Source organism: Micromonospora sp. NPDC047738 (assembly GCF_040642675.1).
Taxonomy (GTDB): Bacteria; Actinomycetota; Actinomycetes; order Mycobacteriales; family Micromonosporaceae; genus Micromonospora.
The window spans coordinates 165,446-189,960 of record NZ_JBEYSO010000006.1; the positions used below are offsets into that span (position 1 = coordinate 165,446).

Here is a 24,515-nt window from a genome sequence, read left to right on the forward strand (position 1 = left end):
CCTGTTGCCGGAGCGAAACCGGCCGGTGCTCCGGACCGTCCGGGGACCGGGAAGTGGGAGGACACAGTGCAGGAGCAGGAGCAAGAGCCGGCGCGGCCGATCCCGTACCTGGTGCGGGTCTGGCGGTTCGCGGGGCCTGCGCTGGAGCTGACCGCCTTGATGGCGGCCCACCAACAGCGCGAGGGCCTCGCCGTGGCGGCGAAGGCCCTCGCAGTGCTAGGACAGTCCGCGACGGTCTGGTTCGCAGGCCGGGAACGTCGTTGACGTGTCCACCCGGGGCGGGGAGCTTCTGCTTCCCGCCCCTGGCATAAGTGCCATGTATGGCACGAGGACGACGTTACGACACGTTGCACATGCCCTGTGGGACGCACGCCGTTCTGGTCTACTTCTTCGTCGCGAAGTCGTGGACCTCAAGTTGACTACTTAACGGCTTTGAGCAGGTCAAACGACCCTGGAGCTTCGCATCCCGCCACGCCTTCACCCGCCCGTCGTCGTGTCGTAGCGTCCGGAAGTGGATGTCGACCGGCGGCTGACACGGGCGTTGCGCGCAGGGACTGAACCTGCGGCACGGGCGGGCGTATCCGGGCTACGGCGGTCGTCCGGGAGCGAGTGTTCGACGTCGGCCGGGGTCTACCGGCGCGGCAACCACCGCTTGCACGCCAACTACCTGGACGCCGCTGGCGCGTCGTGTTGGTCCGCCGGCACCCCGCAAGCGGAGGCGCGAATAAATTCTTATTCGTTCGGCCAACGCGCTATTGCGCTGAGTCTAGCTTGATGCCTATCATCAACATGTTGTTCCACAGTGTTTAGTTATTTCACCCCGAAGTAGGAGCTGTTTGTGATCAAGATCGACGCAGGCAAGATCAGTGGCCCGCAGCGCGAGAGCACCTTCATCGCGCAGCGCTCGACCCAGGGCGGGCGCGCCGTCTACACCATCCGGATTCCGCTGACGAGCCTCGACGTGATCCTCCCGCTGCCCGACCCCGACCAGCCCGACCCGGACAACCGCAAGGTCGACAGTCGACACGCCAAGCTGTTTGGCGACTACATCCACCTGCAGGAGTCCTGGGTGGCCCCCACCCTGCTGGCCCGCGACAACGGCGGATGCACCTTCGCCGAGATCCCGGGGACCGAGGGGAGCATCGGCTACCTGACGATCCCGTGGGCCATCGGTGCCCTGTCCCCGCTGTCCAACATCGATGGCCAGCACCGAATCCTGGGCGTGCACATGATCATCAGGACTCTCGGCGAGGAGATCAAGAAGATCGACCGGGAGATCGGCCGGACCACCAAGCCAGAGAAGGTCGCTGAGCTGACCGCCACGCGCGAGAAGCTCGCTGGACACCTCAAGCGCCTGGAGAACGAGTCGGTCGGCGTGGACATCTACGTCGAGCCCAACAACGTGCTGGCCCGCCAGATGTTCGTCGACGTGGCGGATAACGCCAAGGGCATCTCCAGCGCGCTGAAGGCCCGCTTCGATAGCAGTAAGGTCGCCAACCGGATCCTGGACCGGGTGATTAGCCACGCGCTGCTCAAGGGGAAGGTCGACCTGGAGCAGGACCGCATGACCGCCAAGAATCCCAACCTCATGGGCGCCAAGCATGTCGCTGACCTGACCCGTGGTGTCGCCGTCGGGGTCGCCGGACGCATCGGCAAGCAGCGTGAACGCGAACTGGCCGACGAGGTCATGGTGGAGATGGTCCACGGGTTCCTTGACTGCCTTGCTGAGGGCTTCAAGGACCTCGCCGCCGTAGCCGAGGGCACTCTCAAGCCCCTGGACTTGCGGGCGCAGTCCCTGCTGGGCTCCATCGGCATGCTCCGCGTTCTGGCTGGTGTTCACCACGAGTTGCGGGAGAGCCACGACGCCAACGACGAGGACATCATCGCGTTCTTCACCAAGCTCGACCCGCACATGAACGCCCCGGTGGCCAGCGACAGCATCTGGCGCACCACCGCCGCCAACGGCGACTTCGAGGCCGGTAACACGACCTCGGCCCCGATCATGCGTACACAGAACCTGATTCACCTGGTCAAGGTGATTGTCGGCTGGTACAGCAACCCGCCGGCCCAGCTCTGATCAGCCACTGAATTACGCTGACGGCCCGTGCACCCGGACGGGCCGTCAGCGGTGCACTACCGTGTCTCGGTGGCCCATGGAGGGGCCGCACCCTCCCCGTCACGCCTGCACCCCGGCCAGTTCTTAGCCACCAGGTCAGCGATCGGTTCCGGGTGTGTATGCCAGCAGATCAGGCCGAACCAGGCCGGATTCCAGCTCGACTCGTCCTCGCTCGGGAGGCCCAGGTCCCAGCCGTTCTCGCTGCTCAACGACAGGTGCCGGCCCTCACCCAGCTCCCACACCATCGCCGACTCGAAGACCCGGGCGCTGAACGGCTCTTCCAGCTCGATGGCATTGCCTGCGCCGTCGCGGTGGACTTCACGCCTAGGGAGCGCTTGCCCTCCTCCACCTCTACGAACACCTGGATCGGATGTTGGTCAGCAGCCGTTGAGCCAGGTCCGCCGGAACAGACGCGTGGTGGAACAGTCATGAATATACTCCGGGGATATATACGCGAGGTATACCCTCGGAGTATGGTGTCGGCATGAGCGTTCCCATGACCCTCCTTGGCCTGCTCGAACGCGAGCCCAGCCACGGCTACGACCTCAAGCGCGACTACGACACCTTCTTCAGCCGGGGCAAGCCGCTGCCGTTCGGTCAGGTCTACGCGACCCTCGGCCGGCTCGCCCGCGACGGCAAGATCGTCATCGGTGAGGTCGAGCCGGGCGTCGGCCCGGAGCGCAAGCGCTACGTCATCACGGAGCGCGGCGCGACCGAGGTCGAGTCGTGGCTGACCGATCCGGTCGAGGCCGAACCCCACCTGCAGACGGTGCTGTTCACCAAGGTCGTGCTGGCGCTCATGCTCGACCGCCCCGCCGAGGAGTACCTCGACCGGCAGCGCGCCGCGCACCTGCGGCGGATGAAGGAACTCACCGACATCCGGCGCGGCGGTGACCTGGTCGACACCATGCTGGCCGACCACGGCCTGTTCCATCTGGAAGCCGACCTGCACTGGATCGACACCACGGTCGCCCGGCTGGACGCCCTGCGGAAGGTGGTCCGGCGATGAAGGCCATCGAGGCGCGCGAGGTGCACCTGTCCTTCGGCGAGACCCCGGCGCTGCGCGGGGCCAGCGTCGCGGTGGCTCCCGGCGAGATCGTCGCCATCATGGGCCCGAGCGGCTCCGGGAAGACCACCCTGCTGCACTGCCTGGCCGGCATCCTGGTGCCGGACGCCGGTGAGATCCACTTCGACGGTCGCCGGATCGACACCCTCAACGAGCACCAGCGCAGCGTCCTGCGCCGGGACCAGTTCGGGTTCGTGTTCCAGTTCGGCCAGCTCGTACCGGAGCTGACCGCCGAGGAGAACGTCGCACTCCCGCTGCTGCTCAGCGGGGTCAAGCGGGCCCCGGCGCTCGAGCATGCGCGGCCCTGGTTCGAGCGGCTCGGCCTGGCCGGGCTGGAGCGGCGCCGCTCCGGTGAGCTGTCCGGCGGGCAGGCGCAGCGGGTCGCGCTGGCCCGCGGCCTGGTCGCCCGGCCCGGCGCGCTGTTCGCCGACGAGCCCACCGGGGCGCTCGACTCACTCACCGGCGAGCAGGTCATGGACCTGCTGGTCGCGTCGGCCCGCGAGCAGGGCACCACCGTCGTGCTCGTCACCCACGAGGCCCGCGTCGCCGCGTACGCCGACCGGCAGGTCATCGTGCGTGACGGCAAGGTGAACGCGCTGGTGGCCGCATGATCCGGTTCGCGCTACGGCTGTCCGTGGCCGGCGGGCGGGAAGCCGCCGTCCGGCTCGTCATCATCGCCGCCGCGGTGGCGCTCGGCGTCGGCATGCTCCTGACCACGATCGCCGGCATGAACGCGGTCGGCGCGCAGAACCAGCGGTACGGCTGGCTCAACACCGCCGCCGCGCCGGCCTCCTCCGACGCGTCGGCCGACCCGATGTGGTGGCTGGTCCGGGAGGACTACTACCACGGCACGTCCATCGGCCGGGTCGAGGTCGCGGCGCTGGGCCCGGACGCGCCCGTCCCGCCGGGCATCCCGCACCTGCCCGGGCCGGGGAAGTACTACGTCTCGCCGGCTCTCGGCACGCTGCTGCGGACCACCCCGGCCGCGGAGCTCGGCGACCGCTACCCCGGCCACGAGGTCGGCACGATCGGCCCGGCGGCGCTACCCTCCCCCGACTCGCTGCTGATCGTCATCGGCCGTACCCCGGCCGAGCTGGAGCCGTTGGGGGCCACGAAGGTCACCCAGATCATGACCACCTCGCCGAGCGACTGCAGCCACGGCTGCTACGTCGGCATCAACGGCTCCGGCCTGACTCTCGTGCTGTCCGTCGTCGCGGCCGCGCTGCTGTTCCCGGTGCTCATCTTCATCGGCACCGCGACCCGGCTGGCCGCGAGCCGCCGGGAGCAGCGGTTCGCCGCGATGCGGCTGATCGGGGCCACGCCACGGCAGATCTCCGTCATCTCGGCCGTGGAGTCGACAGTTGCGGCCGTCGCGGGTACCGCTGCCGGGTTCGGCCTGTTCTTCGCGTGCCGGCCGGGGCTCGCCAGGATCCCGTTCGCCGGCGAACCGTTCTTCGCCGCCGACCTGTCGCTTACCGTGATCAACGTCCTGGCGGTCGCGCTCGGCATCCCGCTCGGCGCGGTCGTGGCGTCCGTGCTGGCGCTGCGTCGGGTGCAGATCACGCCGCTGGGCGTGAGCCGGCGGGTGACCCCGAAACCGCCGCGCGTCTGGCGGCTGATCCCGCTGGTCGCCGGGCTCGCCGAGCTGACCTGGTTCATCGGGCGGCGCCCCGCCACGACCAACGGCCAGATCACCGCGTACCTGTCCGGGTTCGTGCTGATCCTGATCGGGCTGGTGCTGGCCGGGCCCTGGCTGACCATGTTCGGTGCCCGGGTGCTGGCGGGGCGGGCGAGCCGGCCGGCCACGCTCATCGCCGGGCGGCGCCTCGCGGACAACCCGCAGGCCGGCTTCCGGTCCGTCAGCGGCCTGATCGTGGCGCTGTTCGTGACCAGCGTGGCGACCGGCACGATCACCACGTACGTCGCCAACCGCGGCGCACCGCGCACCGACTCGGTTGCCGCCACCTCAGTGAGCAAGACGTTCTGGCCCGAGGACGGTCCCGCGCCGGCTGCGGACCAGATCCCCACCGGGCTCCAGGCGATCCCCGGGGTACGCAGCGTTTCCGTGCTGCACCGCAATCCTGACCCGGACGGTTGGCACGGCCTGATCACGTGCGCCGAGCTGGACCGCCTGGCGGTGTACGGCAGCTGTCCTGCCGGAGCGCAGGTGGCGGCCGTGCCTGGCGACCTCATCGGCATGCGCGCGATGGACCTGACCAACGACACGTACGTCTGGGAGGCAGCCGGCACCGCTCCCGCGGACGTCGCCCGGCAGCCGATCCTGTCGGTGGTCGTCAACACCACCAGCCGTTCCGCGTTCGAGCAGGCCCGGACGATGCTGATCAACGCGTTTCCGCTGGGACGTTTCCCGGCGAGCGTCGGCGAGTGGGAGGCGAACTCCGCGCGGCAGATGGTGCAGTTCCAGCAGTTGGCCAACGTGGTGATGCTGGCCAGCCTGCCGATTGCGGGGTGCAGCCTGGCGGTGAGCGTGGCCGGTGGGCTGAGCGACCGGAAGCGGCCGTTCAGCATGCTGCGGCTCACCGGGGTGCGGCTGAGTACCCTGCGCCGGGTGGTGGCGTTGGAGACCGTCGTACCGTTGCTGCTCGTCGCGGCGGTGGCGATCGGGATGGGGTTCCTGGCGGCGCACCTGTTCCTGCGGGCGCAGTTGGGCTACACGCTGCTGGCACCGCACCTGTCGTTCTACCTGATGGTCGCCGGTGGGCTGGCGGTGTCGCTGGGCATCATCGCCTCGACGCTGCCGCTGCTGCGCCGGATCACCGGCCCGGAGACCGCCCGCAACGAGTGAACTCCGGCAGACCCACGAACATCAGGTTTCACCGAGGTCCGCGGCCGGACGGGTCATCCCGTCCGGCCGCCTTTTTCCGCGTGAGTCAATGCCGGACGTCAGGTTGTGCGGACTGAGGTGAGCGAAGCACGCAGAATTCAGCCGCCGGCCAGCGCGAATCCGACGAAGATGATCACGGCCAGTGGCACGGCCACGGCCAACGCGAGCGCCCGCTGACGGGCCGATCTGCCGATCAGCACGACGGCCAGGACACCGAGCGCGACGTCGATGGCGACATTCCACGCCGAGCCGGGGGAGTAGCTGGGATCGTCGGCCCTGCGGGCGAACCGGGCCGCTTCCTCGAAGAACACCGCGGCCGGCAGTGCGGTCCCGAGGACCTGCCGCCGGCCCGCCCCGCGCGCCCAGTCACCGCCGATGCCGAAGACCAGCCCGGCGAGGACACCGAAAGCCATCCAGAGCAGCGACGTCGGCGCCCACACCACGGCGAGGTCGTCGCCCTGGATGAGGGTCGCCGCGAGGTAGTAGCTGGGCACCGCGACCACGAGCAGCACAGCGGCGCCCACCGCCGAGCGCAACCAGCCAGACCTGGCCCAGTATCCGAAGGCGAAGGCGGCAACCGCCCACGTGGCGGTGGAGTTGCCGAGTTCGGCAAACGGGTATGGCACCCACTTGATCCAGACGAAGTCGAGGAAGCCGAGCAGGAAACCACCCACCACGGCGGTGAGCGCCAATGTTCGAGGACCAGGTCGCACGCGGGGAAGCATACTCAGTATGCGTATGAGGAAATCTCAGCACCCATGGCGGCGCGGTCAGTGAGCCGTTGGCTGGACCTGGCGTGCGACGACATTGGTTCCCACCGCTTGCTGGCGGCCCGCACTCGGCTCACCTCCTCGGGAGCCGTTTCATGGGATGTTTTCGTGTTCGAGGCCTGGGTTTACCCCGGTGGTGACCAGGAACGTTCCGCGCTGGGACCGGGGCTCCCTGCTCCGCAAGGGTGAGGCGGAGCAGGCGACCTTCGTCGAACTGTTCTTCGACCTGGCCATGGTGTTCATCCTCAGCCGGCTGGTCGCACTGGCGTTCGACGTGCTGGCCGAGTCACCCGGCACGTCAGGCTGGGTGGTGCTGGGGCAGAGCCTGCTGCTGTTCCTGCCACTTATGCGGGTCTGGACAGTGACGACATACATCACCGCCCGATTCGATCCGCGACGACCCGCAGTGCAGGGGGGCGTCATCGCCAGCGTGTTCGGTGTGCTGATCTTCGGCGTCAGCGTGACGTGGGCCTTCGACGGGCGCGCCGTGGCGTTCGCGTCCACCTACATCATCATGCAGGCCGGCCGAACCCTGGCGATCAGTCTCCTCGCCACGGTGGCCGAGGTGCGTACCATCTATCTGCGGTACTTCTGCTGGTACGCGGTCGTTTCCGTCCCGTGGCTGATCGGCGCGTTGTCCCACGGGGCCATCCGCCCGGCCCTGTGGGCCTTGGCGGTGCTCGTCGAGTACGTCGCGAACGCCCGCGGCTGGCCCGTGCCCCGACTCGGCGCCGGCCTGGCGAACCTGTGGGCGACGGCCGCCCGATACCTCGCCGAGCGCTACCAACAACTGCTGATGATCTCGCTCGGTGAGCCGCTGCTGTCCGTGGGCGTCGCCTTCACCCAGGTACCGGCCAGCCCGTACCGGATCACCGCACTGATCGTCGCGTTCCTGACCACCGTGCTGCTGTGGCGCCTGTACTTTCACGTCGCCGGTCAACTGGTCGACGACGCGGTCCTGGCCGCCTCGCACCCGGCCCACACCGGGCGCGTCGCCGGTGCTGCCCACCTGACCATGATCCTCGGGATCATCACCTCCAGCGTGGGGCACGACCTGGTCGAGAAGCACCCCTCCGTGCACACCCCGCTCACCTGGTCGTCGGTCATCCTCGCCGGGCCTGCCATCTTCCTCGTCGGCCGCTCCGCGCTGGAGTACGTCGTCTACTCCCGCGTCTCCCTGCCCCGCCCTGCCGGCATCGCCGCCCTCGTGGCCCTGGCCGTCCCGCTGACCCTCGTCCCACCACTGGCAGTCTCCAGCGCCGCCGCCATCGTGCTACTCGCCATCGCCATCGCCGACACCAGACGCTCACACCGCCACCCCGACGAACAGCCCACCCCACCCTGACAACGGCGAGCACGGTGAGCTGCCACAGGTCAGCGACCGAGGACGAAATACCCAAGGCCTAGCAGGCCGCGATAAATGCCGACGTACTCCCGCAGCCGGTCATCGAGTTCCTCGCGAACCTTCGCTGCGCGAGGGTCCTCCGGGTGTTCCAGCAGCCACTCCTGCTGGCCCGCGCGCCAGGTGGACTCGAAGTCGTCCCACTCTCGCTGGTCGGCAGTGCTGAAGTGCAGGACACGCCAGCCCAGCCCACGGGCCTGCTCGATGAGATCCGCGAGTGGCACCGTCTCCTCCCCGAAGATCTTGACCGCCTCGGCTGTTGGCGGCTGCTCCCAGTACGCGTCGCCGAACAGGAGCCGGCCACCAGGCCGCACGAAATCGGCGAGTGCCGTGAGGGCATCGGCTGTCCCGCCAAAGGCATGCGAGGCGCCAACGCACAGGACACGGTCGCCTGTCTCCGGCGAGGTCGCCGCTTCCCCCTGCACGAAGGTGACGTGCTTGTCCAACGACCGGTCAGCGGCCAGTGCCCGCCCCCTCGCGAGAGCGGCATCATCGGTGTCGACACCGACGCCCGTCGTCGCAGCTGCGCCGCTCACTCCTCCGGCGGCAACCGCCCTCAGCAGCAACTCACCCCACCCGCAGCCGAGATCAAGCACCCGTGCGCCAGGCCGAATATCAAGCCGCTGCAGAAGCAGGGCAGCGTGCTCCTCCGACAACGGAATGTTCCAGCGCATCCGCACATAGCGCAAGGCGGCGAGGTCGTCAGGTGTCTGCATCCGCTGAGGTTGCCAACTCCGGATCGACGGCGCATCCCCGTTTCGCCACCACCGCGGCAAGCGATGGGCGCCATCCAGCAGCAGTTCCGGTGGGATCACTTTTCTCGTCAGCTTCAGGCGGCCCGCAGAGCGGCCGTGCCGGCCAACTCTCTGCGGCAAGAGCCGCATCTGCGTCGGCGCCGCGCGATCACCGTGCTGCGCACGGTCCATTTCGAGCTGAAGCCGATAGGTCGGTGAGCTGTAACCGTGACCGGCGTGGCAGACGCTAGCCACATGGAGGCAACGAGGATACGGGCCCTGCTGCCCTGGATCACCGCCGTGGCGCTGCTCGGCGGTTGCGGGTCCGCCGCCGGCGGCAGCCCAGCAGGCGACGACCTTGACGGGCTGCGCCAGCAGGCGCGCGCCGCCCTGGACCGCTATGACCAGGCGGTACGCGATACGGGCGACACCGCGCGGTTCGTACCGGTGGGCGAGCTGACCCGGCAGCTCGGCGACTGGGAGCTGGCGAACGGTGCCTACAAGGAGAGCCTGGCGGCCGGGCGCGTCGAGGCCACGGCAGCGCTGCCCACCGCGCCGACGCCGACCGGCAACCTCGTCTGGGCCGACGGCACCAAGCAGCCTCTGCCGTTGGTCGCAGCGGATGAAACGTTGGCGCAGCTGCGCCAGGCCGGTACCGGCGACTGCGTCGACTGCGCGCCGATCAAGGTCACCGGCGCCCGCCTGACCACCATGGCGATCTCCACCACCCGGGGCTCCGCGACCGTCCCGGCCTGGGAATACACCCTCGACGGCACCGCCGTACGGCTGACCCGACCGGCGGTGGCCGCCTCGTCCGCGGTCCAGGTGGCACCGCCGCCCTGGGACCCCGACAAGCCGACCGGCGGGCTGCAGATCGAGACAGCGACCACAGCCACCACCAGCCGCGAGCTGGCCGTCACCTTCACCGGAGCCCCTGACCCGCGCACCAAGCCATGCGGAGCCGACTACAGCGCCGAGGCAGTCGAGTCGGACCAGGCCGTCGTCGTAATCGTCATCGAGCACCGGCACGCCAGCGCCGAGTCGTGCGGGGACGTCGGGGCGCGGCGCAGCGCCACCGTCGAGCTGGCCCGACCCCTGGGCGAGCGGGCGGTCCTCGAGGTGCAGCAGGGCCTACCGGTCAGCGTGACGATCCGCTGACCTCCGCTGCCCGGGAAGCGGTCCCGGCTACCCGAGCGGGACCTGGACGGCGACGTCGTGGTTGGGGTAGTACGCCTCGAACTGGTCCGCGCCGTACTTGTCGCGGAACATCGCCACGACGTGGTCGACCCGGTCCGCGTCGGTGATCGGGGTGGCGCTGGAACTCAACGCCGTGCCGTTGGCGGCGATCTGGATCATCGGTGTGCGTCGGACGTTCTTGTACCAGTCGCTGTTCGAGCCGGTGACCGGGACCAGGAAGACGCTGTCCTCCTCCTGGACGAACCACACCGGGTGCGAGATCTGCCGTCCGGTCTTCCGGCCGGTAACGGTGATCTCGACCTCCCGGACGCCCTGCAGAGCGTCCCTGATCGCGTTGGCCACGATGCCCTCCGACGGCTGCCCCCGACATGCTCTCATCTGCCAGGCTACGAAGCCCCGTGACCGCCCGAAGCGGGTTCCGCGACCTTGTCACCGGCAGAGGCTCGGGGCTGCGGTGCGTGCCATCGGTAGGCGACGATGTACGGCCGTGGCCCGATCGCTGGACCTGGATGAGCTTGTCGAGCACTGGACGCTGTTGGATGACCAGTAGGAGCTGATTTCCGGCAAGCGCGGGCCGACGCGGCTGGGGTTCGTATTGTTGTTGAAGTTCTACACGCGGGCCGGCCGGTTCGCCCCGGGTGCTTCGGGTGAACCGCCTACCACCTCCTTGCCAGCCGCAGTGGCTTTTGCGGGTTGTGGCGACCCTCGTTCCCCAGGTGCGCTACGACTGCCTGAGCGGGACGGCACCCCGCGGACGGGTGGATCATGCCGGGAGATCCGACGAAGCTGCTGCCCAAGGGTGAGGCGACGGGACGCGCCTCGTTCCTGGAGCTCTTCTTCGACCTGGCCTTCGTCTTCGCGCTGACCCAGGTGGTGTCCCGGGGCGTGGAGAGCCTCACCGTGGCTCCTGGCGTGCACGACTTCGGCATCAACGTGGTCAGCGCCGCCAAGGCGATTTTCCTGCTGCTCGCCCTCTGGGCGGTCTGGCAGGGCACCGCCTGGACGACCAGCCGGTACGACCCGTACCAGCCGATGGTCCAGCTCGTCGTGCTGATCGCCCTGGTGGCCAGCATGGTGATGGGAGTGGGGATCCCGCGCGCCTTTCGCGACGCCGCGGCCACCTTCGTGGCTGGGTATGTGATCGCTCAGGTGAGCCGGCCGCTGCTGCTCGTCATAGCGCTGCGCGGCGACGAGCGGCAGCGACTCAAGATGCGGATGTTGATCACCTACTCGGCGACGGCGGTTCTGTGGATCCTCGGCGTTCTGTTCGCGTGGTCCGGAACTCGGCTGTTCTTCTGGGGACCAGCCTTGGCCATCGAGTATCTGGCCGGCCGGTTCGGTTGGCCGGTGCCCGGCCTCGGTCGCTCGGCTCCCGCCCAATGGTCCATCGCCGGCGGGCATTTGGCCGAGCGGTACCAGCAGTTCTTCCTCGTGGCTCTCGGCGAGGTGGTGTTGGTCACCGGGCTGACCTACGTGAGCGAGGGGCGTTCCCTGGCGTCGACGGTGGCCTTCGCGGTCGCCGTGGGAAAGTCGATCCTGATCTGGCGGATCTACTTCTACCGCGCCGGCCAGATCCTCGCCGAGGCCGTCCAGGCGAGCCCGGCTCCGGCACGCATCGGGCGGTCCGCCGCCGATTCCCACATGATCATGATCGCCGGTGTCATCACCATGGCGATCGGCTACGAGCTGGCGATCGCCCGTCCGCTCGGGCATGCCCCGGCCGTTTGGACCGCGGCGATCCTCGCTGGGCCGGCCGTGTATATGGTGGGCCGGTCCCGCTTCGAGCACGAGGTGTTCGGTCGAGTATCGCCGTCCCGGCTGGTCGCCATCGGTGCGCTGGTCCTGCTCTTCCCGGCGTTGCTCTGGGCGTCGCCGCTGGTCGTGCTGGCCGCAGCCGGGGTCGTGCTGGCCGGGGTGGCCCTCGCCGATGCGCGGCGGGCGTGGGGCAAGCCGCCCGAGCCACCGGCGCCGCCGATCTGACGGGTTGCCCACCGGCCGGGCCGGCCGGTGCGCCACGCGGGGCGGGGGCCGGTCGGCCGCCTGGTTGTCGAGTTGATCGCGGCAGCCCTGCCGGGCTCGGCGTCGGCGGCGTCGCCAGCGGCTCGCCGGCCGATCTCTCGTAACACCCCTTTTGGGCGCTGCACACCTTTTACGATGGACTCTCAGCTCTCACATCTGCGTCGAGCGGTGCCGGAGGCCGCGGACGAGTTCCGAGGAGGCGGCGGTGGTCCAGGCGTATCCCCAGCCGCCGCCCCTGACGAGGAGCCGGCGGCCGTGGCTGCGGATCTTCCTGGTCGGCCTGGCACTGTGGCTCGCCACCGTGGTGGTCACCTTCCTGACCGGTAACCCCGCCCTGGTGCCGACGCTGGTGCTGCTCGGCAGCTTCCTGGTGCCCGTGACGTTCGTGGTGTGGGCATTCGGGCGGCGGGAGACCGGCGAGCTGACCCCGGGCCTGATCCTGAGCACGTTCCTGGCCGGTGGTGTGATCGGCGTGCTGGCCGCGTCGCTGCTCGAGTCCTACCTGCTGCGCCCGTCGTGGTGGCTGTTCCTCGGCGTGGGCCTCATCGAGGAGGCCGTGAAGCTCGGGGTGCTGGCGTTCCTGACCCGGCACATGCATGTGAAAGCGACCCGGGACGGCATCATCCTCGGCGCCTCGGTCGGGTTCGGCTTCGCGGCCCTGGAAACCGCCGGGTACGCGTTCACCGCGCTGTTCACCGCCCACGGGTTGTCGCTGACCCAGGTGGTGGAGACCGAGCTGCTGCGCGGTGTGGTCACACCGTTCGGTCACGGCCTGTGGACGGCGATCCTCGGCGGGGTGCTCTTCTCGTCCAGCACCCGCGAGCACTTCGTGATCACCGGGCGGCTCGTCCTGGCCTACCTCGGGGTGTCCCTGCTGCACGCGCTCTGGGACGCCATGCACGTGATCGCGCTGCTCCTGACGCTGCTGCTGACCGGAGGGACCACGACTCCGCACGGGCAGCTGGTCCGGCCGACTGCGGGGCAGGTGGCGCTCTTCGCCGTACTGGACCTGGGAGGGCTGGCGGTCGTGGCGGTGGTGGGGCTGCTGTGGCTCTGGGCGCTGGTACGGTCCGCGCGTCGCGCGCCGCACGTGCCACAGGTGCCGCCGTACGGGTTCCGGGTGCCGATCCGGCCGCCCGGCTCCTGAGATCGCAACGCCACGCCTGGGCGGCCTGCCCGCGCACGGTCAGGTCATGGTGCTGTTGGAGGAGACGGCTGATCGGGCAGGCCCCGCCGCGACGTCGGGAGGCCCCAAGAATGGGGAGGCCGACACCCGCTGGCGGCCTACTGGCGTGCCCGAGCGGGGCTCACAGCACCCCGCGCAGCACGTCGTCATACGTTGTTGCGGCCGCTTGAACGGCACGCCCGGCCAGAGTGATCTGCGTTAGACGCCCGGCCGGTCCGTGTCGCACAGGTAGCGCTCCAGCAGGTCGGCGCTCTCAAGGCGGGCGACCAGCCGACTGCCTGACTTCGCGCCCTGGCGATCGGGTGGCCCAGTCGGAATGACGACGGAGGCCGCCCCGAGCGGGACGGCCTCCGTGAACGGAGATCCGGATCCGGGTAGCGGGCGACCGTGGGTCAGCCCCGCGCTGACGGGTCCTGCCACTCCGAGCGCAGCTCGGCCAGCCACGGGCCGGTGGCGTGCTGGGCGGTGACGGTGACGGTGACGGTGTCCCCGTCCTTGAGGGATTCGAGTTCGCGCAGGCAGTGGCCCTTGTCCTTCCGCTTCACCTGGCAGGAGATGTTCGGGCCGTTACCGGAGTACTCATAGACCTCTCCGGCGACTACGGACACGCCGTTGACCGAGACCCGGTAGATGCCGGGCGTCTGCGGAACCACCGTGAAGTCAAAACCCCGGTGCCAGGTCAGCGTGGTAGTGGCGGGCTTGTTCGGGTCCGCCGGGTCGCTGTGCACGACCTTGGTGCCAGGCTCGCTGGCCATGCCGTCAGGCGTCGGCGGTGCCAGCTTGGCCGGGCGGGCCGGGAAGGGGTACTGGGTGAACGGCACCTTCTCGGCTACCGCGACATACATCGTGCCTTGGGTGGGAATCGTCGGCAGGTAACCGTTGCGCTGGGCGCCGCTCACCGCGACCGTGACCGTGACCGTGTCGCCGACGCTCGCTCCCCGAGGCGCTGTCCGGCCCCGCTCTGAGCCGTAACCTTGGGACCCGCCGTATGGGGTCGGGTCGTTGTGCAGGTCCGCGTTGCAGGTCGTGGTGTAGCCGGCATCGCTGCCGTTGATCGCCAACTTGAGGTCGAGCGACGTGTCCTTCGGCAGGCCGGGGCAGTAGGTCAGGAACGCCACGTCCGTCGCGGTGACGGCCCAGGTGAACTCCACCTTCTTCGATCTCACGTGCGCCTTGCCGAAGGCGACGACGCGGTAGCCGCGGGCGTATTCGGCAAAGGGTCCGACCTTGCGGCCCGCCACCGGCTCTGGGGCAGCCGACGGGCTCGCCGATGGGGTCGCCGATCCGGCGGCGACCTTCGGGGGCTGGGCCAGTTCGCCACCGGGAATGGCGACGTAGGTCGCCAGGACCGCTATCAGCGCCATGGCGCCCGCTCCCCCGGCCGCGGCTTGCCGGCGGCGACGGACGGCGATCCTTCGCCGGACCTCTGCCAGGCGGTCGCCCGACGGTACGGCGTGGGCCGAGCGCTGGTCCATGAGTTCCCTGAGGTCGATCATCGGTGCGCTGCCTCCAACGTCAGCGACTCGTCCAGTCGCAGCTTGGCCAGTGCCTTCGTGGCCTGGCTCTTGACGGTGCCCACCGAGATGCCCATCGCGTCCGCGATCTGCGCCTCTGTCATGTCTTCGAAGTAGCGCAGCACCAGCACCGTCCGCTGGCGGCGGGGCAGCTTGCCGATCGCCTGCCACACCTGGTCCCGCTGGTCCAGGTGCGACAGTTCGTCGGCCGTCGGTCGCTCCGGAAGCTGTGACGTCGGCTGCTCGACCTGGCGCCACCTGCGCCGCCACCAGGAGGCGTAGACGTTGACGAGGATTCTTCGTACGTACGGCTCCGGGTCGGCGTCGATCCGCCCCCAGGCGCCCCACGCGCGTACCAGCGCCGTCTGCAGCAGGTCCTCCGCGTGCGCCCAGTCATGCGTGAGCAGATAGGCGGTACGCAGAAGCCGAGCTGATCGGGCCGTTACGAACTCCGCGAACGTGTCGCTGGGTGCCACCGGCTCTCCTTTTTAGTGGGTCGCCGGTTACTACCCGAGGGCCGATCCAGAAGGTTGCCCCCGCCGGGCGGGTTTCCCGAGGACGGCCACCGAACGACCGCCTGTCGATGCTACGACTCCGGGTGATGTCCGGGAGCCGCGTTGCGGGGCAGGAGGAGAAGCTACTAGTCGTTGCTTGCCTTTCTAGAGCTGTCCATAACTGACTGTCGTGGGGAGTGTCTATCGGATCGGGGAGTTTGCTAAGCGGGTGGGGCGCTCGGTGAGCACGGTGCGCCGGTGGGAGGCGGAGGGTCGGATCGCGGCTCGTCGTTTGCCGTCGGGGCAGCGGTATTTCGACGATTCGGATGTGCGCCGGGTGCTGCAGCCGGGTTTTGACGCCGGGCGGCGGAAGGTGGTGGTGTACTGCCGGGTGTCGTCGCCGGGTCAGAAGTCGGATTTGGCGTCGCAGGTGGCGGCGATGCAGCAGTTCTGCCTCGCTCGCGGTCTGGCCGTGGACGAGTGGATCAGCGAGGTCGGCGGTGGGATGGATCTGCGCCGGGAGAAGTTCCTGGCGTTGATGGACGCGGTCGACCGGGGTGAGGTCGCCACGCTGGTGGTGGCGCACCAGGACCGGTTGGCCCGGTTCGGGTTCGACCTGGTGGAGCATGTGGCGGCGCGCGGTGGCTGCGAGATCGTCGTCGCGAACCAGGAGTCGCTGTCCCCGCAGCGGGAGCTGGTCGAGGACTTCCTGGCCGTCGTCGGCTCCTTCTCGGGCCGGCTGGACGGTCTGCGCCGCTACGAGAAGGAGTTGGAAAGGGCGGACTTGGCCATGGAGGGTGAGCGGTGAAGGTCACCCGGATCGCCTACTCGGCCCGACTGAATCCTGGCAAGTACGCCGCTCTGGTGGAGCTGGCCCGCCGGTTGGGCCGGGTACGCAGTGAGGTGTGGCAGCGCTACGGCTCGATTCTCGGTGTCGGGTCTGGGTTGCGGGACCGGCAGGTGCGGGACCGGTGGCTGGCCGACGGCACGCATGTGCGGTTTGGTGTGTTGGCGAATGCGTGGAAGGAAACCGTCCGCGACGCCATGGCCGACATCGGAGCGAACATGGAGGCGGCCAAGGTTGACGTCCGTCGGGCGATCTCTCGGCGCACCAACGATCCGGCCGAGCGCAAGCCGATGTTCACCGCGTTGAAGGCCGACCGATGGGCTGGGGATCCGTTCCTGGCTCGGCAGATGCGCAAGCATTGGAAGCGGGGCCGTAACCGCACGCATGATCAGATTGTGGTGCGCGCCGACAAGTACAACACCGCCGTTGATGGGCAGGGGCTGGCGTCAGATCCAGGACGCCGCACTCGAGGACTACTGGGCGGTCCGCGACGACCACGTCGCCACCGTGTGGGCCGGGCTGGGCTGGCGGCAGTGGTCTCTCACGTCGTGTCAGTCACAGCGGGAGGGAGCGCTGCCGGGCCCTGACCTTCCGGCCTGCCACCCATTGCCAGACCGTCACCAACCGCATACGTTCGAACACCATCAGTCGTGGTGCGGATCGGCTGCATTAGGTGGGCCGCACCCGTCAACGCCCCCAACGGGGCTCGTCACACGGGAGGTTTATGACGATGATGCGATCGGCAGACAAGACGCGACGGCGGTGGCGCCTGGTCGGCGCAACCCTCGGCGCGGCGACGGTGGGCATGGTGGGAGTGCTGGTCGCGCCGACCGGCGCGCAGGCGGCCAGCGACCGGGTCGCGGTGGTCGACCAGCGGTACGGGGTCAGGATCTTCAGCGCCGGCGCCAGCCGGTGGACAGCCGGGTCGGCCCAGTGGTCGTGGAAGCGACCCGCCGGCAGCGGCTGGAAGAACCTCTCCGACGTCAAGTTCCGCAAGCAGGGCTCGCGGTACGTGGTCCTGGTGGCCGCCTCCGGCGGCCGGGCCGGGATCGTCGACTACGCTACCCGCAAGGTGCGGTACCAGGTCACGCCGGGCGGCAACCCGCACGCCATCGAGCTGCTGCCCAACGGCGCTGTCGTAGTCGCCTCCTCCGACCCCGGCAAGCTCACCCTCTACGGCAAGGGCCGGACCAGCCCGGCCGCCACGAAGGCGTTCGCCAAGGCGCATGCCGTCTACTGGGACAGCGCCATCAAGCGCCTCTGGGCCGCCGGCGGCACCCGGCTGTGCAGCTACAAGGTGAGCGGCACGGCCACCGCTCCTAAACTCACCAACGCCGCCTGCCGGACGGTCACCGGGAACGTGCACGACCTGTCACCGGTCTACGGCACCTCCGCCAACCTGTGGATGAGCAACACCAGCCACGTCTACCGGTACGACATCAACCGCAACCGATTCCAGCGGGCACCCGGATATATCGACACAGACAAGATTAAGAGTGTTGGTAACCACTCCGGCGGACTGGTCTTTACGACCCGGGTCACGGGCAAGAACACCAAGGATGACACGTACGGCGACGGCAACGTCTGGCTGTACCGGCTGAACGGTTCCTACGTCGGCAACCGCTACCTCTCCGGGGCGGCGATCTACAAGGCCCGGCCGGTGGTCTGGAGCTACCGGTAGCCACGCCCCGGGGCCGGTGGCGGGTGCCCGCCGCCGGCCCCGGTGTGCCGTAATGATCAGAGACACCGGCCTTCGCACGCAACGGCGCCGAGGTCGATCAAGCCCTGGAGGCTTTCCGGTGCCAGAGCCCTGTGCGGCATCGTCACTCGCGACCGCAAGCGCAGCGAGCACCGCGCACACCTGCTCGTGTTCGACATCCCGGTGACTCTGCGGGCGCTCGAACCGATCGGCGAGGACGAATTCTGGCGCCGACTGAGCCTGACCGCCTCTCGGTGGCAGGCTCCACCCACCGGTGGGAGTGGAAGATGGTCACCAACGCGGTGGTCCTCGCGTCTCGCGGCGTGGACCAAAGGGGTCACCGCGGAGGCGCTGAAAAGCGTGTCGGAGCGCAGAGGTTCTGCGCACGTTCCCGTCAACGCCGCCTACATCTCACAAACCTGCCACCGCTGCGGCGTCTTCGGCCGCCGTAGCGGGGACAGGTTTTACTGCACCCGGTGCGGGGTGGTGTGGCAGGCTGACGTGAACGCCGCGATCAACATCCTGCACCGAGCCGGCGACCCCGACGTCGCCCTGCGCACCCCACACCACAGGGTGAAGCAGATCCTGCAGGACCGGATCGATCGCCACCGGACCAGACTGCCGGTCCAGGACTCCAGCCACGCCACCGCTGGGCCGAGAGCGAAACATCCGAACCACTCAGCAATGAGCAACGAGTAGGAAGCAGGTCCCTGAGGCGGCGCTACCCGGTGATGAGGTCACGGGCCGGGCAGCTTCCTGGCTCTGGTCAGTTGCCGATGGGCAGGCCCTTCAGCATTTCGGCGAGGTCGCCGGTCTCCGCCGCGGGCGGCGTCTCGATGTTCACCGGCTTGCCGTAGTCGGTGTAGTTGACCGCCAGGTCGTACATCACGCCCATGATCATGTGCACCCGGCGCGGCTGGTACTGCTCGTCGACCCAGAGCTCGATCGTGATCTCCTTGACGCCCTGCTTGGCCATTTGCTCCTCGACACTTGCCCGCGTCTCGGCGTCGAGTTGCCCGAGGTAGGTCGCCACCGGAGTGGTGAGGGTGTAGTGGACCGTCCTCGCCCCGCTTACCGTTTCCTCACCGACGACGGTGACTCCCTCGGTGGCGAGCAGCGTCTTGACCTGCTTGGTCGGGTCCATGTCCTCGAACTGCTTGGAGAAGTCCATCCCCGCTTGGGCGCCCATGGCGGACAGGTCCAGCTTCATCCAGCGCTTCCCACCCAGGGCCGAGCGTTGCGCCTCCGGCACTTCGACGTAGCACACCGCGCCGATCATTCGGACGATCACCGGGGTGCCATCGGGGCCCGTTGTCGACATCTCGAGCTTGACCGGGTCGCCCAGGTCCATGACACCCTGCATCGAGACCTTCTGGCCCGCCGCCGTGCCCTCCGCCGTCACGGCCACGGAATCGGCCTTGTCCGTGGTCTCAATCGTCTTCTGCAACGAACCCTTGAGATCACTGGCGAGCAGTTCCAGCACGCTCGGCTGCTTCGGCGCGTCCGGCGAGCCCGGCTTCGCGCAAGCAGTCACCGCGAGCGCCGTGAGGGCGGAGACCGCCAGAACAGTCGTCTTCTTCCACAGTGACACGTGACAACTTCTTTCCCCGAAGAATTCTGGGGATCGCCCCAGAGACGGATGACACGCTATCCCAACCGATCAATCTCGAGACGGCACGTCGGCGGCGGCAGGGCCGACGGCCCATAAGTTGAAATACGCGGATATCGTCGCCCATGCGCCGGATGCGCGGCCGCGCTCGCGTGGTCGGTTCTGACGAGGTGGGGACATGGAAAAAGAAACGCAAGGTCAGCAGCGGGTGCCGCGACGGCGGGGGCGACGGCCAACGCATCCCGATCCGGATTCGGGCCCGGTGGGCGCCTTCGCCGACCGCCTGTTGCGGTTGAAGCAGGAGGCGGGCAATCCCTCGTACGAGGAGATGTCGGTGCGCCTGGGCGCGGCTGCCTCGAAGTCTTCGCTGGCCGCCGCAGCCCGGGGCCGGAGTCTTCCCAGTTGGGAGACGACATGGGAGTTCGTGCGAGTGCTCGCCGTCGACCGGCTGGGCCACGACCCGGTGGACACCGAGCAGGAGTGGCGGGAGCGCTGGATGCAGGCCAAGGCTGCCGGGCATTCGGCGGGCACCGCGTCGACGGCCGACGCGGTGCCGGAGCGGCCTGCGGCATCGGAGGCACCCCCGGCCGTCCAGGAGACGCCGCAACCCGAGACCAGCGAGGTCGAGGAGACAGAGCGGACCGGGGAGAGCGACCGAACCGGCGACAACGCCGAGCGCGGCCGTGGACGGGCGGCTCCGGCCGCCGTCGAGCCTTCACCACCCCGGTTGCGCGCCCGCCGGCACATCGGCATCGCCGGCGTGGCTGCGACCATGGCTGCGCTCACCGGTGCCGGGGTCACCTTCGTCGTCCTAGATCGGCGGAGAGTTGAGAGCGACGGCAGCGTGACACGCGCGGTCGTTGCTCCACCCGACCATGACGACTCTCGGTTCGAGGGCGACATCACCTATCCCGACGGGACTCTGGTGCCGCCGAACACGTCGTTCACGAAGATCTGGCGGATCCGCAACACGGGGACGGTGGTCTGGGCCAACCGGTCTCTGGCGCGGGTCAACGAGACACCGTGCCAGGCGCCGGTGGCGGTTGCCATCCCGCAGACAATGCCGGGAGAGACCGTGGACATCGCGGTATCCGTCCGGACCCCTGGCGAGCCCGGAAGCTGCAAGATCTACTGGAAGATGGCCGACGAGGACGGGCGAATGTATTTCCCGCTCAAGCGTCCGGTCTTCCTGGACGTACGGGTCGGCGGCTCGTAGTTCCGCGCCGACCTGCACGGCGTCCTTCTCACCCATCGGTCCAACTGGCCACGAACCGTACGGTGAGGCGGCGAAGCCCTGCCGGTGCCGCATCGCACCGGCAGGGATCCGCCCCCGTCCCGGATGGGTCAGCCGCAGTTGGTACCGCGCTTGCCGCCCTCGGTGCCGCTGATGCGGCCCATCCAGTCCACGCACTTGCCCGCCGCCGACAGGTAGACCGGGCCGGCGTAGGAGGTGAAGTAGTTGCCCTCGTAGGCCGGCCAGTGGCTGCCGACCGGGTTGATGCCCAGGCCCACCTCGATGAGCACGGCCGAGCCGGCGGTGTTCCGCTTGGCGATCGCGCAGTTCTTGCCCGTGGACGAGCTGTAGGTGAGGAACACGGTGCCCTTGGTGCCGATCGGGGCGGAGTTCACGACGCTGTAGCCGGACCCGCACTCGCCTGCGTAGGTGGCTGCGTAGGCCGGGGTCGCTGCGGCCAGCGCTCCGGCCATCGCGGTGGCGGTCAGGGCGACGGTTGCGGCGGTGGTCTTGACGAGCTTCATTGCGCTTTCCTCCGGTGCTTGCTGGTGGTCGGGTCAGCCGCAGTTGGTGCCGGTGCGGGTCTTGGAGGCCGTCCCGATGGTGCCGCCCCAGTCGACGCACGAGCCGGCCGCCGAGACGTAGACCGGCCCCGCGTAGGTCGTGTAGTTGCCGCTGTCCTTCTGCCAGGTGGAGGTGCCGGAACGGCGGAGGTACGCCTCCATGAGCGTGGCGGTCCCCGGCTTCTCCCGGATGGTGACGACGCAGTTCTTCCCGGTGGAGGAGCTGTAGGTCAGGTACACCGTGCCGCGGAGGTCGGGAAGGTCGATCAGGTTGACCACGCCGTAGCCGGAGCCGCACTGCCCGCCGTAGAGCGCGGCGTAGGCGGGTGAGGCGTTGACCAGGGCTCCGGCCGTTGCGGCGGCCGCCGTGAGTCCCAGCGCGGCGATCTTCTTCGAAATGCGCACGAAGTTCCCTTTCTACTGTGGATTGCCGCGAAGGACGCTGCCAGGCGGCGCGGGCCGGCACCAAGCGATCTTCGTCCAGTGATCTTCCAGTGGACTATTCGGAGAAATAATCGCCAGGTCAGCGGCTTGGTCGAGGCGGAGCGGCGCACGGCGCGGGAGCGGGTGGCGCTCGGCTTGCAGGGACGCGGCCGGATCGGGTGCCCGACTCCGGATACCTCTCGAAGAAAACTCAAAAGGCCTGATCCTGCCCGTCGCGTCATCCGAAAAGGAGTGACAGCCGGCGCTATGGTGTGACAGGGGGTAGTCGAGGCTGTCCGGCGGGTGACGGGCGGGCGCGCAAGAGCGCTCCAGGCCTCAGGCATCGGTGATGCCACACAAACGGGGGTAATCATGTTCGAGCGGCTGGGCAGATTCGTCGTACGCAGAGCGTGGTGGGTGATCGGCGGCTGGCTGCTCGCGGCAGCCGCCATCGTCTTCACCACACCGTCGCTGAGCGACATCACCTCCGCCGATCAGGAAAGCTTCCTGCCGCACTCGTACGAGTCGGTGCAGGCCACCGAACTCGGGAAGAAGGCGTTTTCGCAGCAGGCCACCGCGACGGCGATCATCGTCGTCAAACGCGCCGACGGGCAGCCGCTCGCGCCGGCCGACGAGGCGAAGGTGGGCCAGCTCGCCGAGTCGCTCAAGGCCCGGAACATCGCGCACACCTCCGGCTACCTGACCGGCCCGCCGGCCGTGGCGCCGGACAAGTCGGTGCAGGTGGTGAACGTCGGCCTCACGTCGGTCGCCCCGGACGACCCGGCGCTGCTCGACGCCGTACGCGACCTGCGGGCGGCCATCGGCCCGGAGTTGGCGGGCAGTGGGCTGAGCGCGGGTGTGGCCGGCGACGTGGCGAGCTTCGTCGACAACCAGGACACCTTCAACAAGGCCTTCGCCGTGGTCGGCGTCGCGACGATCATCCTGATCATCGGACTGATCCTGATCATCTTCCGCAGCCCCATCGCCGCGCTGCTGCCCGTGGTGGTCATCAGTGGGGTTATGGCCGTCACGAGCGGGCTCGTCGCCGCGGCGGGCAAGGCGTTCGATCTGAATGTGAGTCAGGATCTGCAGACGGTGCTGCTGATCGTGCTGTTCGGCATCGGCACCGACTACATCCTGTTCCTGCTCTTCCGCTACCGCGAGCGGCTACGCGCCGGGGACGACAAGCGCACCGCCATGGTCGTTTCCGTCGAGCGGGTCGGTGAGGTCATCACCTCGGCCGCGGGAGCGGTCATCGTCGCGTTCCTCGTGCTGCTCCTGGCCTCCCTGGGCTTCTTCGGGTCGCTCGGCCCGGCGCTCGCGATCGCCGTCGGCGTCATGCTGGTCACCTCCCTCACCCTCATTCCGGCCGTCGTGTCGCTGCTCGGCCGGTACGTCTTCTGGCCGTCCAAGGCCTGGCAGCGTGCCCCCAAGGCCACCATGTCCCACCGACTCGGAACCGCCATCGGACGCTGGCCGGCGCTCGTCGCGGCGGCATCCGGCGCGTTGCTGGTCGCGCTCGCCGCGGGCGTGTTGACCTACAAGGCCGACTACGACTTCAGCGCCGGCTTCCCGCAGGACACCGAGTCGGCGAAGGCCGCCGCGGACCTGCAGCGTGGGTTCGCCGCTGGTGCGCTCGCCCCCACCGAGGTTTACCTGACCACCGGCAACGGGTCGCCGCTGACCGAGCAACAGATCAGCGACTTCGCCGCGGCCGCCGCGAACGCCCCGGGAGTGGGCCGGGTGCAGCCGGTAGAACGCAGCAGCGACCCGAGCGTGGCCCGGGTCAACCTGCTGCTCAATGAGAACCCGGTCTCCAACAAGGCGATCACCCTGGTCCGTGACGACCTGCGTGACGCCGTGCACAAGGCGGCCCCGCCCGGCACCCGGGCGCTGGTCGGCGGCACCACCGCGATCTTCGCGGACATCAACTCGGCGAACAACCACGACCTGTCGGTGATCCTGCCGGTGGCGGCCGGCCTGATCGCGCTCATCCTCGCCCTGCTGCTGCGCAGCCTCGTCGCGCCGATCTACCTCGTGATCGCGGTGCTGCTCAACTTCGCCGCCACCCTGGGCGCCACGGTCTACCTCTTCCAAGGGCTGCAGGACAAGCCCGGGGTCACCTTCCAACTGCCGATCATCCTGTACCTCTTCGTGGTGGCGATCGGCACCGACTACAACATCCTGATGATCGCCCGACTACGTGAGGAGGCGCGGGAGGGCAACGAACCACACGAGGCCGCCGCCATCGGCGTGGAACACGCCGGCCCGACGGTCGCGGCGGCGGGCCTGATCCTCGCCGGGACGTTCGGGGTGCTGATGCTCGCGCCGATCTCGTTCCTGCAGCAGATGGGCTTCGCGGTGGCGATCGGCATCGTGTTGTCGGCGTTCGTCATGTCGATGTTTTTCGTCCCCGCCCTGACCGCGCTGATCGGGCACAAGGCGTGGTGGCCGGGCCACGGCGACCAGCGGCCGGCGCGCGGCCGGCACGCTGCACCGGAGCCGGTGACCGTGGCGGAGGCGTAGCGGGGGTGCGCGGTGGCGGGAAGCCCGCCACAGGTTGACCACTCGCCCTGCGGCGCCGGCCGTACCGCTTCGGTACGGCCGGCGCCGGCCTTCGTTTCCGCCTACTGGTCGGCCCTGGCCTTCCGGTTGGTCGCATCGTTCATTGTCGTGGTCATCACGGCACTCCTCACCAGGCACAACGTCCACTGGGTCAGGCCGGAAACACCGTTAGATCCCATACCCACCAGAATGCTGACGTTGTCGGCTTGGATCGGGAGGTCGGATCGTGGGG

The 24,515-nt window shown here is 68.9% G+C and carries 23 protein-coding genes; 15 read left to right on the top strand and 8 right to left on the bottom strand.

Annotated elements, in window-relative coordinates:
• Positions 1 to 66: 66 nt before the first annotated feature.
• The 5 genes from ABZ783_RS12825 (at position 67) to ABZ783_RS12845 (ending at position 5,988) form a co-directional block, all read left to right on the top strand.
• Positions 67 to 264 carry a hypothetical protein gene (locus ABZ783_RS12825; RefSeq protein ID WP_357436854.1) on the top strand — a complete coding sequence of 66 codons (198 nt, stop codon included), beginning with the start codon at positions 67 to 69 and terminating at the stop codon, positions 262 to 264.
• 574 nt (positions 265 to 838) lie between these two features.
• A complete protein-coding gene (locus ABZ783_RS12830) occupies positions 839 to 2,077 on the top strand; it encodes a DNA sulfur modification protein DndB (protein ID WP_357436855.1) in 1,239 nt (412 codons plus the stop codon).
• Between the two features lie 523 nt (positions 2,078 to 2,600).
• The gene (locus tag ABZ783_RS12835; protein WP_357436857.1) at positions 2,601 to 3,125 is read left to right on the top strand and encodes a PadR family transcriptional regulator; all 525 of its coding nucleotides are present in this window, start codon (positions 2,601 to 2,603) and stop codon (positions 3,123 to 3,125) included.
• A complete protein-coding gene (locus ABZ783_RS12840) occupies positions 3,122 to 3,793 on the top strand; it encodes an ABC transporter ATP-binding protein (protein ID WP_357436860.1) in 672 nt (223 codons plus the stop codon). The genes ABZ783_RS12835 and ABZ783_RS12840 overlap by 4 nt, the downstream gene beginning before the upstream one ends.
• Entirely contained in the window at positions 3,790 to 5,988 is a 2,199-nt protein-coding gene (locus ABZ783_RS12845) for an FtsX-like permease family protein (RefSeq protein WP_357436862.1), read from the top strand. The genes ABZ783_RS12840 and ABZ783_RS12845 overlap by 4 nt, the downstream gene beginning before the upstream one ends.
• A 137-nt stretch (positions 5,989 to 6,125) precedes the next feature.
• On the opposite strand, the gene ABZ783_RS12850 is transcribed toward ABZ783_RS12845, so the two are convergent.
• A complete protein-coding gene (locus ABZ783_RS12850) occupies positions 6,126 to 6,740 on the bottom strand; it encodes a DUF6518 family protein (protein WP_357436864.1) in 615 nt (204 codons plus the stop codon).
• Positions 6,741 to 6,933: 193 nt separating this feature from the next.
• Here ABZ783_RS12850 and ABZ783_RS12855 point away from each other — a divergent pair, with 193 nt between their 5' ends.
• Positions 6,934 to 8,142, top strand: coding sequence for a low temperature requirement protein A (locus ABZ783_RS12855; RefSeq protein ID WP_357436867.1), 1,209 nt, complete (start codon positions 6,934 to 6,936; stop codon positions 8,140 to 8,142).
• Positions 8,143 to 8,171: 29 nt separating this feature from the next.
• Here the strand turns inward: ABZ783_RS12855 and ABZ783_RS12860 are convergent, their stop codons facing one another.
• Positions 8,172 to 9,125: a methyltransferase domain-containing protein gene (locus ABZ783_RS12860; RefSeq protein WP_357436869.1), complete on the bottom strand. Its 954-nt coding sequence runs from the start codon at positions 9,123 to 9,125 to the stop codon at positions 8,172 to 8,174.
• Positions 9,126 to 9,188: 63 nt separating this feature from the next.
• Here ABZ783_RS12860 and ABZ783_RS12865 point away from each other — a divergent pair, with 63 nt between their 5' ends.
• A complete protein-coding gene (locus ABZ783_RS12865) occupies positions 9,189 to 10,091 on the top strand; it encodes a hypothetical protein (RefSeq protein WP_357436872.1) in 903 nt (300 codons plus the stop codon).
• Between the two features lie 27 nt (positions 10,092 to 10,118).
• On the opposite strand, the gene ABZ783_RS12870 is transcribed toward ABZ783_RS12865, so the two are convergent.
• Positions 10,119 to 10,472 carry a nitroreductase/quinone reductase family protein gene (locus ABZ783_RS12870; protein WP_357436874.1) on the bottom strand — a complete coding sequence of 118 codons (354 nt, stop codon included), beginning with the start codon at positions 10,470 to 10,472 and terminating at the stop codon, positions 10,119 to 10,121.
• Between the two features lie 423 nt (positions 10,473 to 10,895).
• Between ABZ783_RS12870 and ABZ783_RS12875 the strand changes: the two genes are divergently transcribed.
• Together ABZ783_RS12875 and ABZ783_RS12880 are read left to right on the top strand one after the other, a co-directional pair.
• Positions 10,896 to 12,110, top strand: coding sequence for a low temperature requirement protein A (locus ABZ783_RS12875; RefSeq protein WP_357436877.1), 1,215 nt, complete (start codon positions 10,896 to 10,898; stop codon positions 12,108 to 12,110).
• A gap of 244 nt (positions 12,111 to 12,354) precedes the next feature.
• The gene (locus tag ABZ783_RS12880) at positions 12,355 to 13,296 is read left to right on the top strand and encodes a PrsW family glutamic-type intramembrane protease (protein WP_357436880.1); all 942 of its coding nucleotides are present in this window, start codon (positions 12,355 to 12,357) and stop codon (positions 13,294 to 13,296) included.
• 431 nt (positions 13,297 to 13,727) lie between these two features.
• On the opposite strand, the gene ABZ783_RS12885 is transcribed toward ABZ783_RS12880, so the two are convergent.
• The gene (locus tag ABZ783_RS12885; protein ID WP_357436883.1) at positions 13,728 to 14,699 is read right to left on the bottom strand and encodes a hypothetical protein; all 972 of its coding nucleotides are present in this window, start codon (positions 14,697 to 14,699) and stop codon (positions 13,728 to 13,730) included.
• Positions 14,700 to 14,827: 128 nt separating this feature from the next.
• Complete coding sequence (locus tag ABZ783_RS12890; RefSeq protein WP_357436886.1) at positions 14,828 to 15,325, bottom strand: SigE family RNA polymerase sigma factor; 498 nt, start codon at positions 15,323 to 15,325, stop codon at positions 14,828 to 14,830.
• A gap of 208 nt (positions 15,326 to 15,533) precedes the next feature.
• On the opposite strand from ABZ783_RS12890, the gene ABZ783_RS12895 reads away from it, so the two are divergent.
• The 4 genes from ABZ783_RS12895 to ABZ783_RS12910 all read left to right on the top strand — a co-directional run bounded on the left by ABZ783_RS12895 (position 15,534) and on the right by ABZ783_RS12910 (position 18,588).
• Positions 15,534 to 16,151, top strand: a complete 618-nt coding sequence (locus ABZ783_RS12895; protein ID WP_357436888.1) for an IS607 family transposase — start codon at positions 15,534 to 15,536, stop codon at positions 16,149 to 16,151.
• Entirely contained in the window at positions 16,148 to 16,777 is a 630-nt protein-coding gene (locus ABZ783_RS12900; protein ID WP_357436891.1) for a hypothetical protein, read from the top strand. The genes ABZ783_RS12895 and ABZ783_RS12900 overlap by 4 nt, the downstream gene beginning before the upstream one ends.
• Positions 16,778 to 16,920: 143 nt before the next feature.
• Positions 16,921 to 17,871, top strand: a complete 951-nt coding sequence (locus tag ABZ783_RS12905) for a DUF6528 family protein (RefSeq protein ID WP_357436893.1) — start codon at positions 16,921 to 16,923, stop codon at positions 17,869 to 17,871.
• Between the two features lie 378 nt (positions 17,872 to 18,249).
• Positions 18,250 to 18,588 (top strand): zinc ribbon domain-containing protein, encoded by a 339-nt coding sequence (locus ABZ783_RS12910; protein ID WP_357437173.1) that lies wholly within the window; start codon positions 18,250 to 18,252, stop codon positions 18,586 to 18,588.
• Between the two features lie 67 nt (positions 18,589 to 18,655).
• Here ABZ783_RS12910 and ABZ783_RS12915 read toward each other — a convergent pair whose 3' ends face one another.
• On the bottom strand, positions 18,656 to 19,480 hold the full coding sequence (locus ABZ783_RS12915) for a hypothetical protein (RefSeq protein ID WP_357436896.1): 825 nt from the start codon (positions 19,478 to 19,480) through the stop codon (positions 18,656 to 18,658).
• Positions 19,481 to 19,760: 280 nt separating this feature from the next.
• Here ABZ783_RS12915 and ABZ783_RS12920 point away from each other — a divergent pair, with 280 nt between their 5' ends.
• Positions 19,761 to 20,714, top strand: a complete 954-nt coding sequence (locus tag ABZ783_RS12920) for an NBR1-Ig-like domain-containing protein (RefSeq protein ID WP_357436898.1) — start codon at positions 19,761 to 19,763, stop codon at positions 20,712 to 20,714.
• Between the two features lie 128 nt (positions 20,715 to 20,842).
• Here the strand turns inward: ABZ783_RS12920 and ABZ783_RS12925 are convergent, their stop codons facing one another.
• Complete coding sequence (locus tag ABZ783_RS12925) at positions 20,843 to 21,256, bottom strand: spore-associated protein A (protein WP_073832997.1); 414 nt, start codon at positions 21,254 to 21,256, stop codon at positions 20,843 to 20,845.
• A 33-nt stretch (positions 21,257 to 21,289) separates the two neighbouring features.
• On the bottom strand, positions 21,290 to 21,700 hold the full coding sequence (locus tag ABZ783_RS12930; protein WP_073832998.1) for a spore-associated protein A: 411 nt from the start codon (positions 21,698 to 21,700) through the stop codon (positions 21,290 to 21,292).
• Positions 21,701 to 22,090: 390 nt separating this feature from the next.
• Here ABZ783_RS12930 and ABZ783_RS12935 point away from each other — a divergent pair, with 390 nt between their 5' ends.
• Positions 22,091 to 24,244 (top strand): MMPL family transporter, encoded by a 2,154-nt coding sequence (locus tag ABZ783_RS12935; RefSeq protein WP_357436902.1) that lies wholly within the window; start codon positions 22,091 to 22,093, stop codon positions 24,242 to 24,244.
• Positions 24,245 to 24,515 lie beyond the last annotated feature (271 nt).

What these genes read in the sequence shown, in the direction of transcription:
- ABZ783_RS12835 (WP_357436857.1), top strand. Translation starts at nt 2,601, where the DNA reads ATGAGCGTTCCCATGACCCTCCTTGGCCTGCTCGAACGCGAGCCCAGC.
- ABZ783_RS12840 (WP_357436860.1), top strand. Translation starts at nt 3,122, where the DNA reads ATGAAGGCCATCGAGGCGCGCGAGGTGCACCTGTCCTTCGGCGAGACC.
- ABZ783_RS12845 (WP_357436862.1), top strand. Translation starts at nt 3,790, where the DNA reads ATGATCCGGTTCGCGCTACGGCTGTCCGTGGCCGGCGGGCGGGAAGCC.
- ABZ783_RS12860 (WP_357436869.1), bottom strand. Translation starts at nt 9,125, where the DNA reads ATGGACCGTGCGCAGCACGGTGATCGCGCGGCGCCGACGCAGATGCGG.
- ABZ783_RS12865 (WP_357436872.1), top strand. Translation starts at nt 9,189, where the DNA reads ATGGAGGCAACGAGGATACGGGCCCTGCTGCCCTGGATCACCGCCGTG.
- ABZ783_RS12875 (WP_357436877.1), top strand. Translation starts at nt 10,896, where the DNA reads ATGCCGGGAGATCCGACGAAGCTGCTGCCCAAGGGTGAGGCGACGGGA.
- ABZ783_RS12885 (WP_357436883.1), bottom strand. Translation starts at nt 14,699, where the DNA reads ATGGCGCTGATAGCGGTCCTGGCGACCTACGTCGCCATTCCCGGTGGC.
- ABZ783_RS12905 (WP_357436893.1), top strand. Translation starts at nt 16,921, where the DNA reads ATGATGCGATCGGCAGACAAGACGCGACGGCGGTGGCGCCTGGTCGGC.
- ABZ783_RS12925 (WP_073832997.1), bottom strand. Translation starts at nt 21,256, where the DNA reads ATGAAGCTCGTCAAGACCACCGCCGCAACCGTCGCCCTGACCGCCACC.
- ABZ783_RS12935 (WP_357436902.1), top strand. Translation starts at nt 22,091, where the DNA reads ATGTTCGAGCGGCTGGGCAGATTCGTCGTACGCAGAGCGTGGTGGGTG.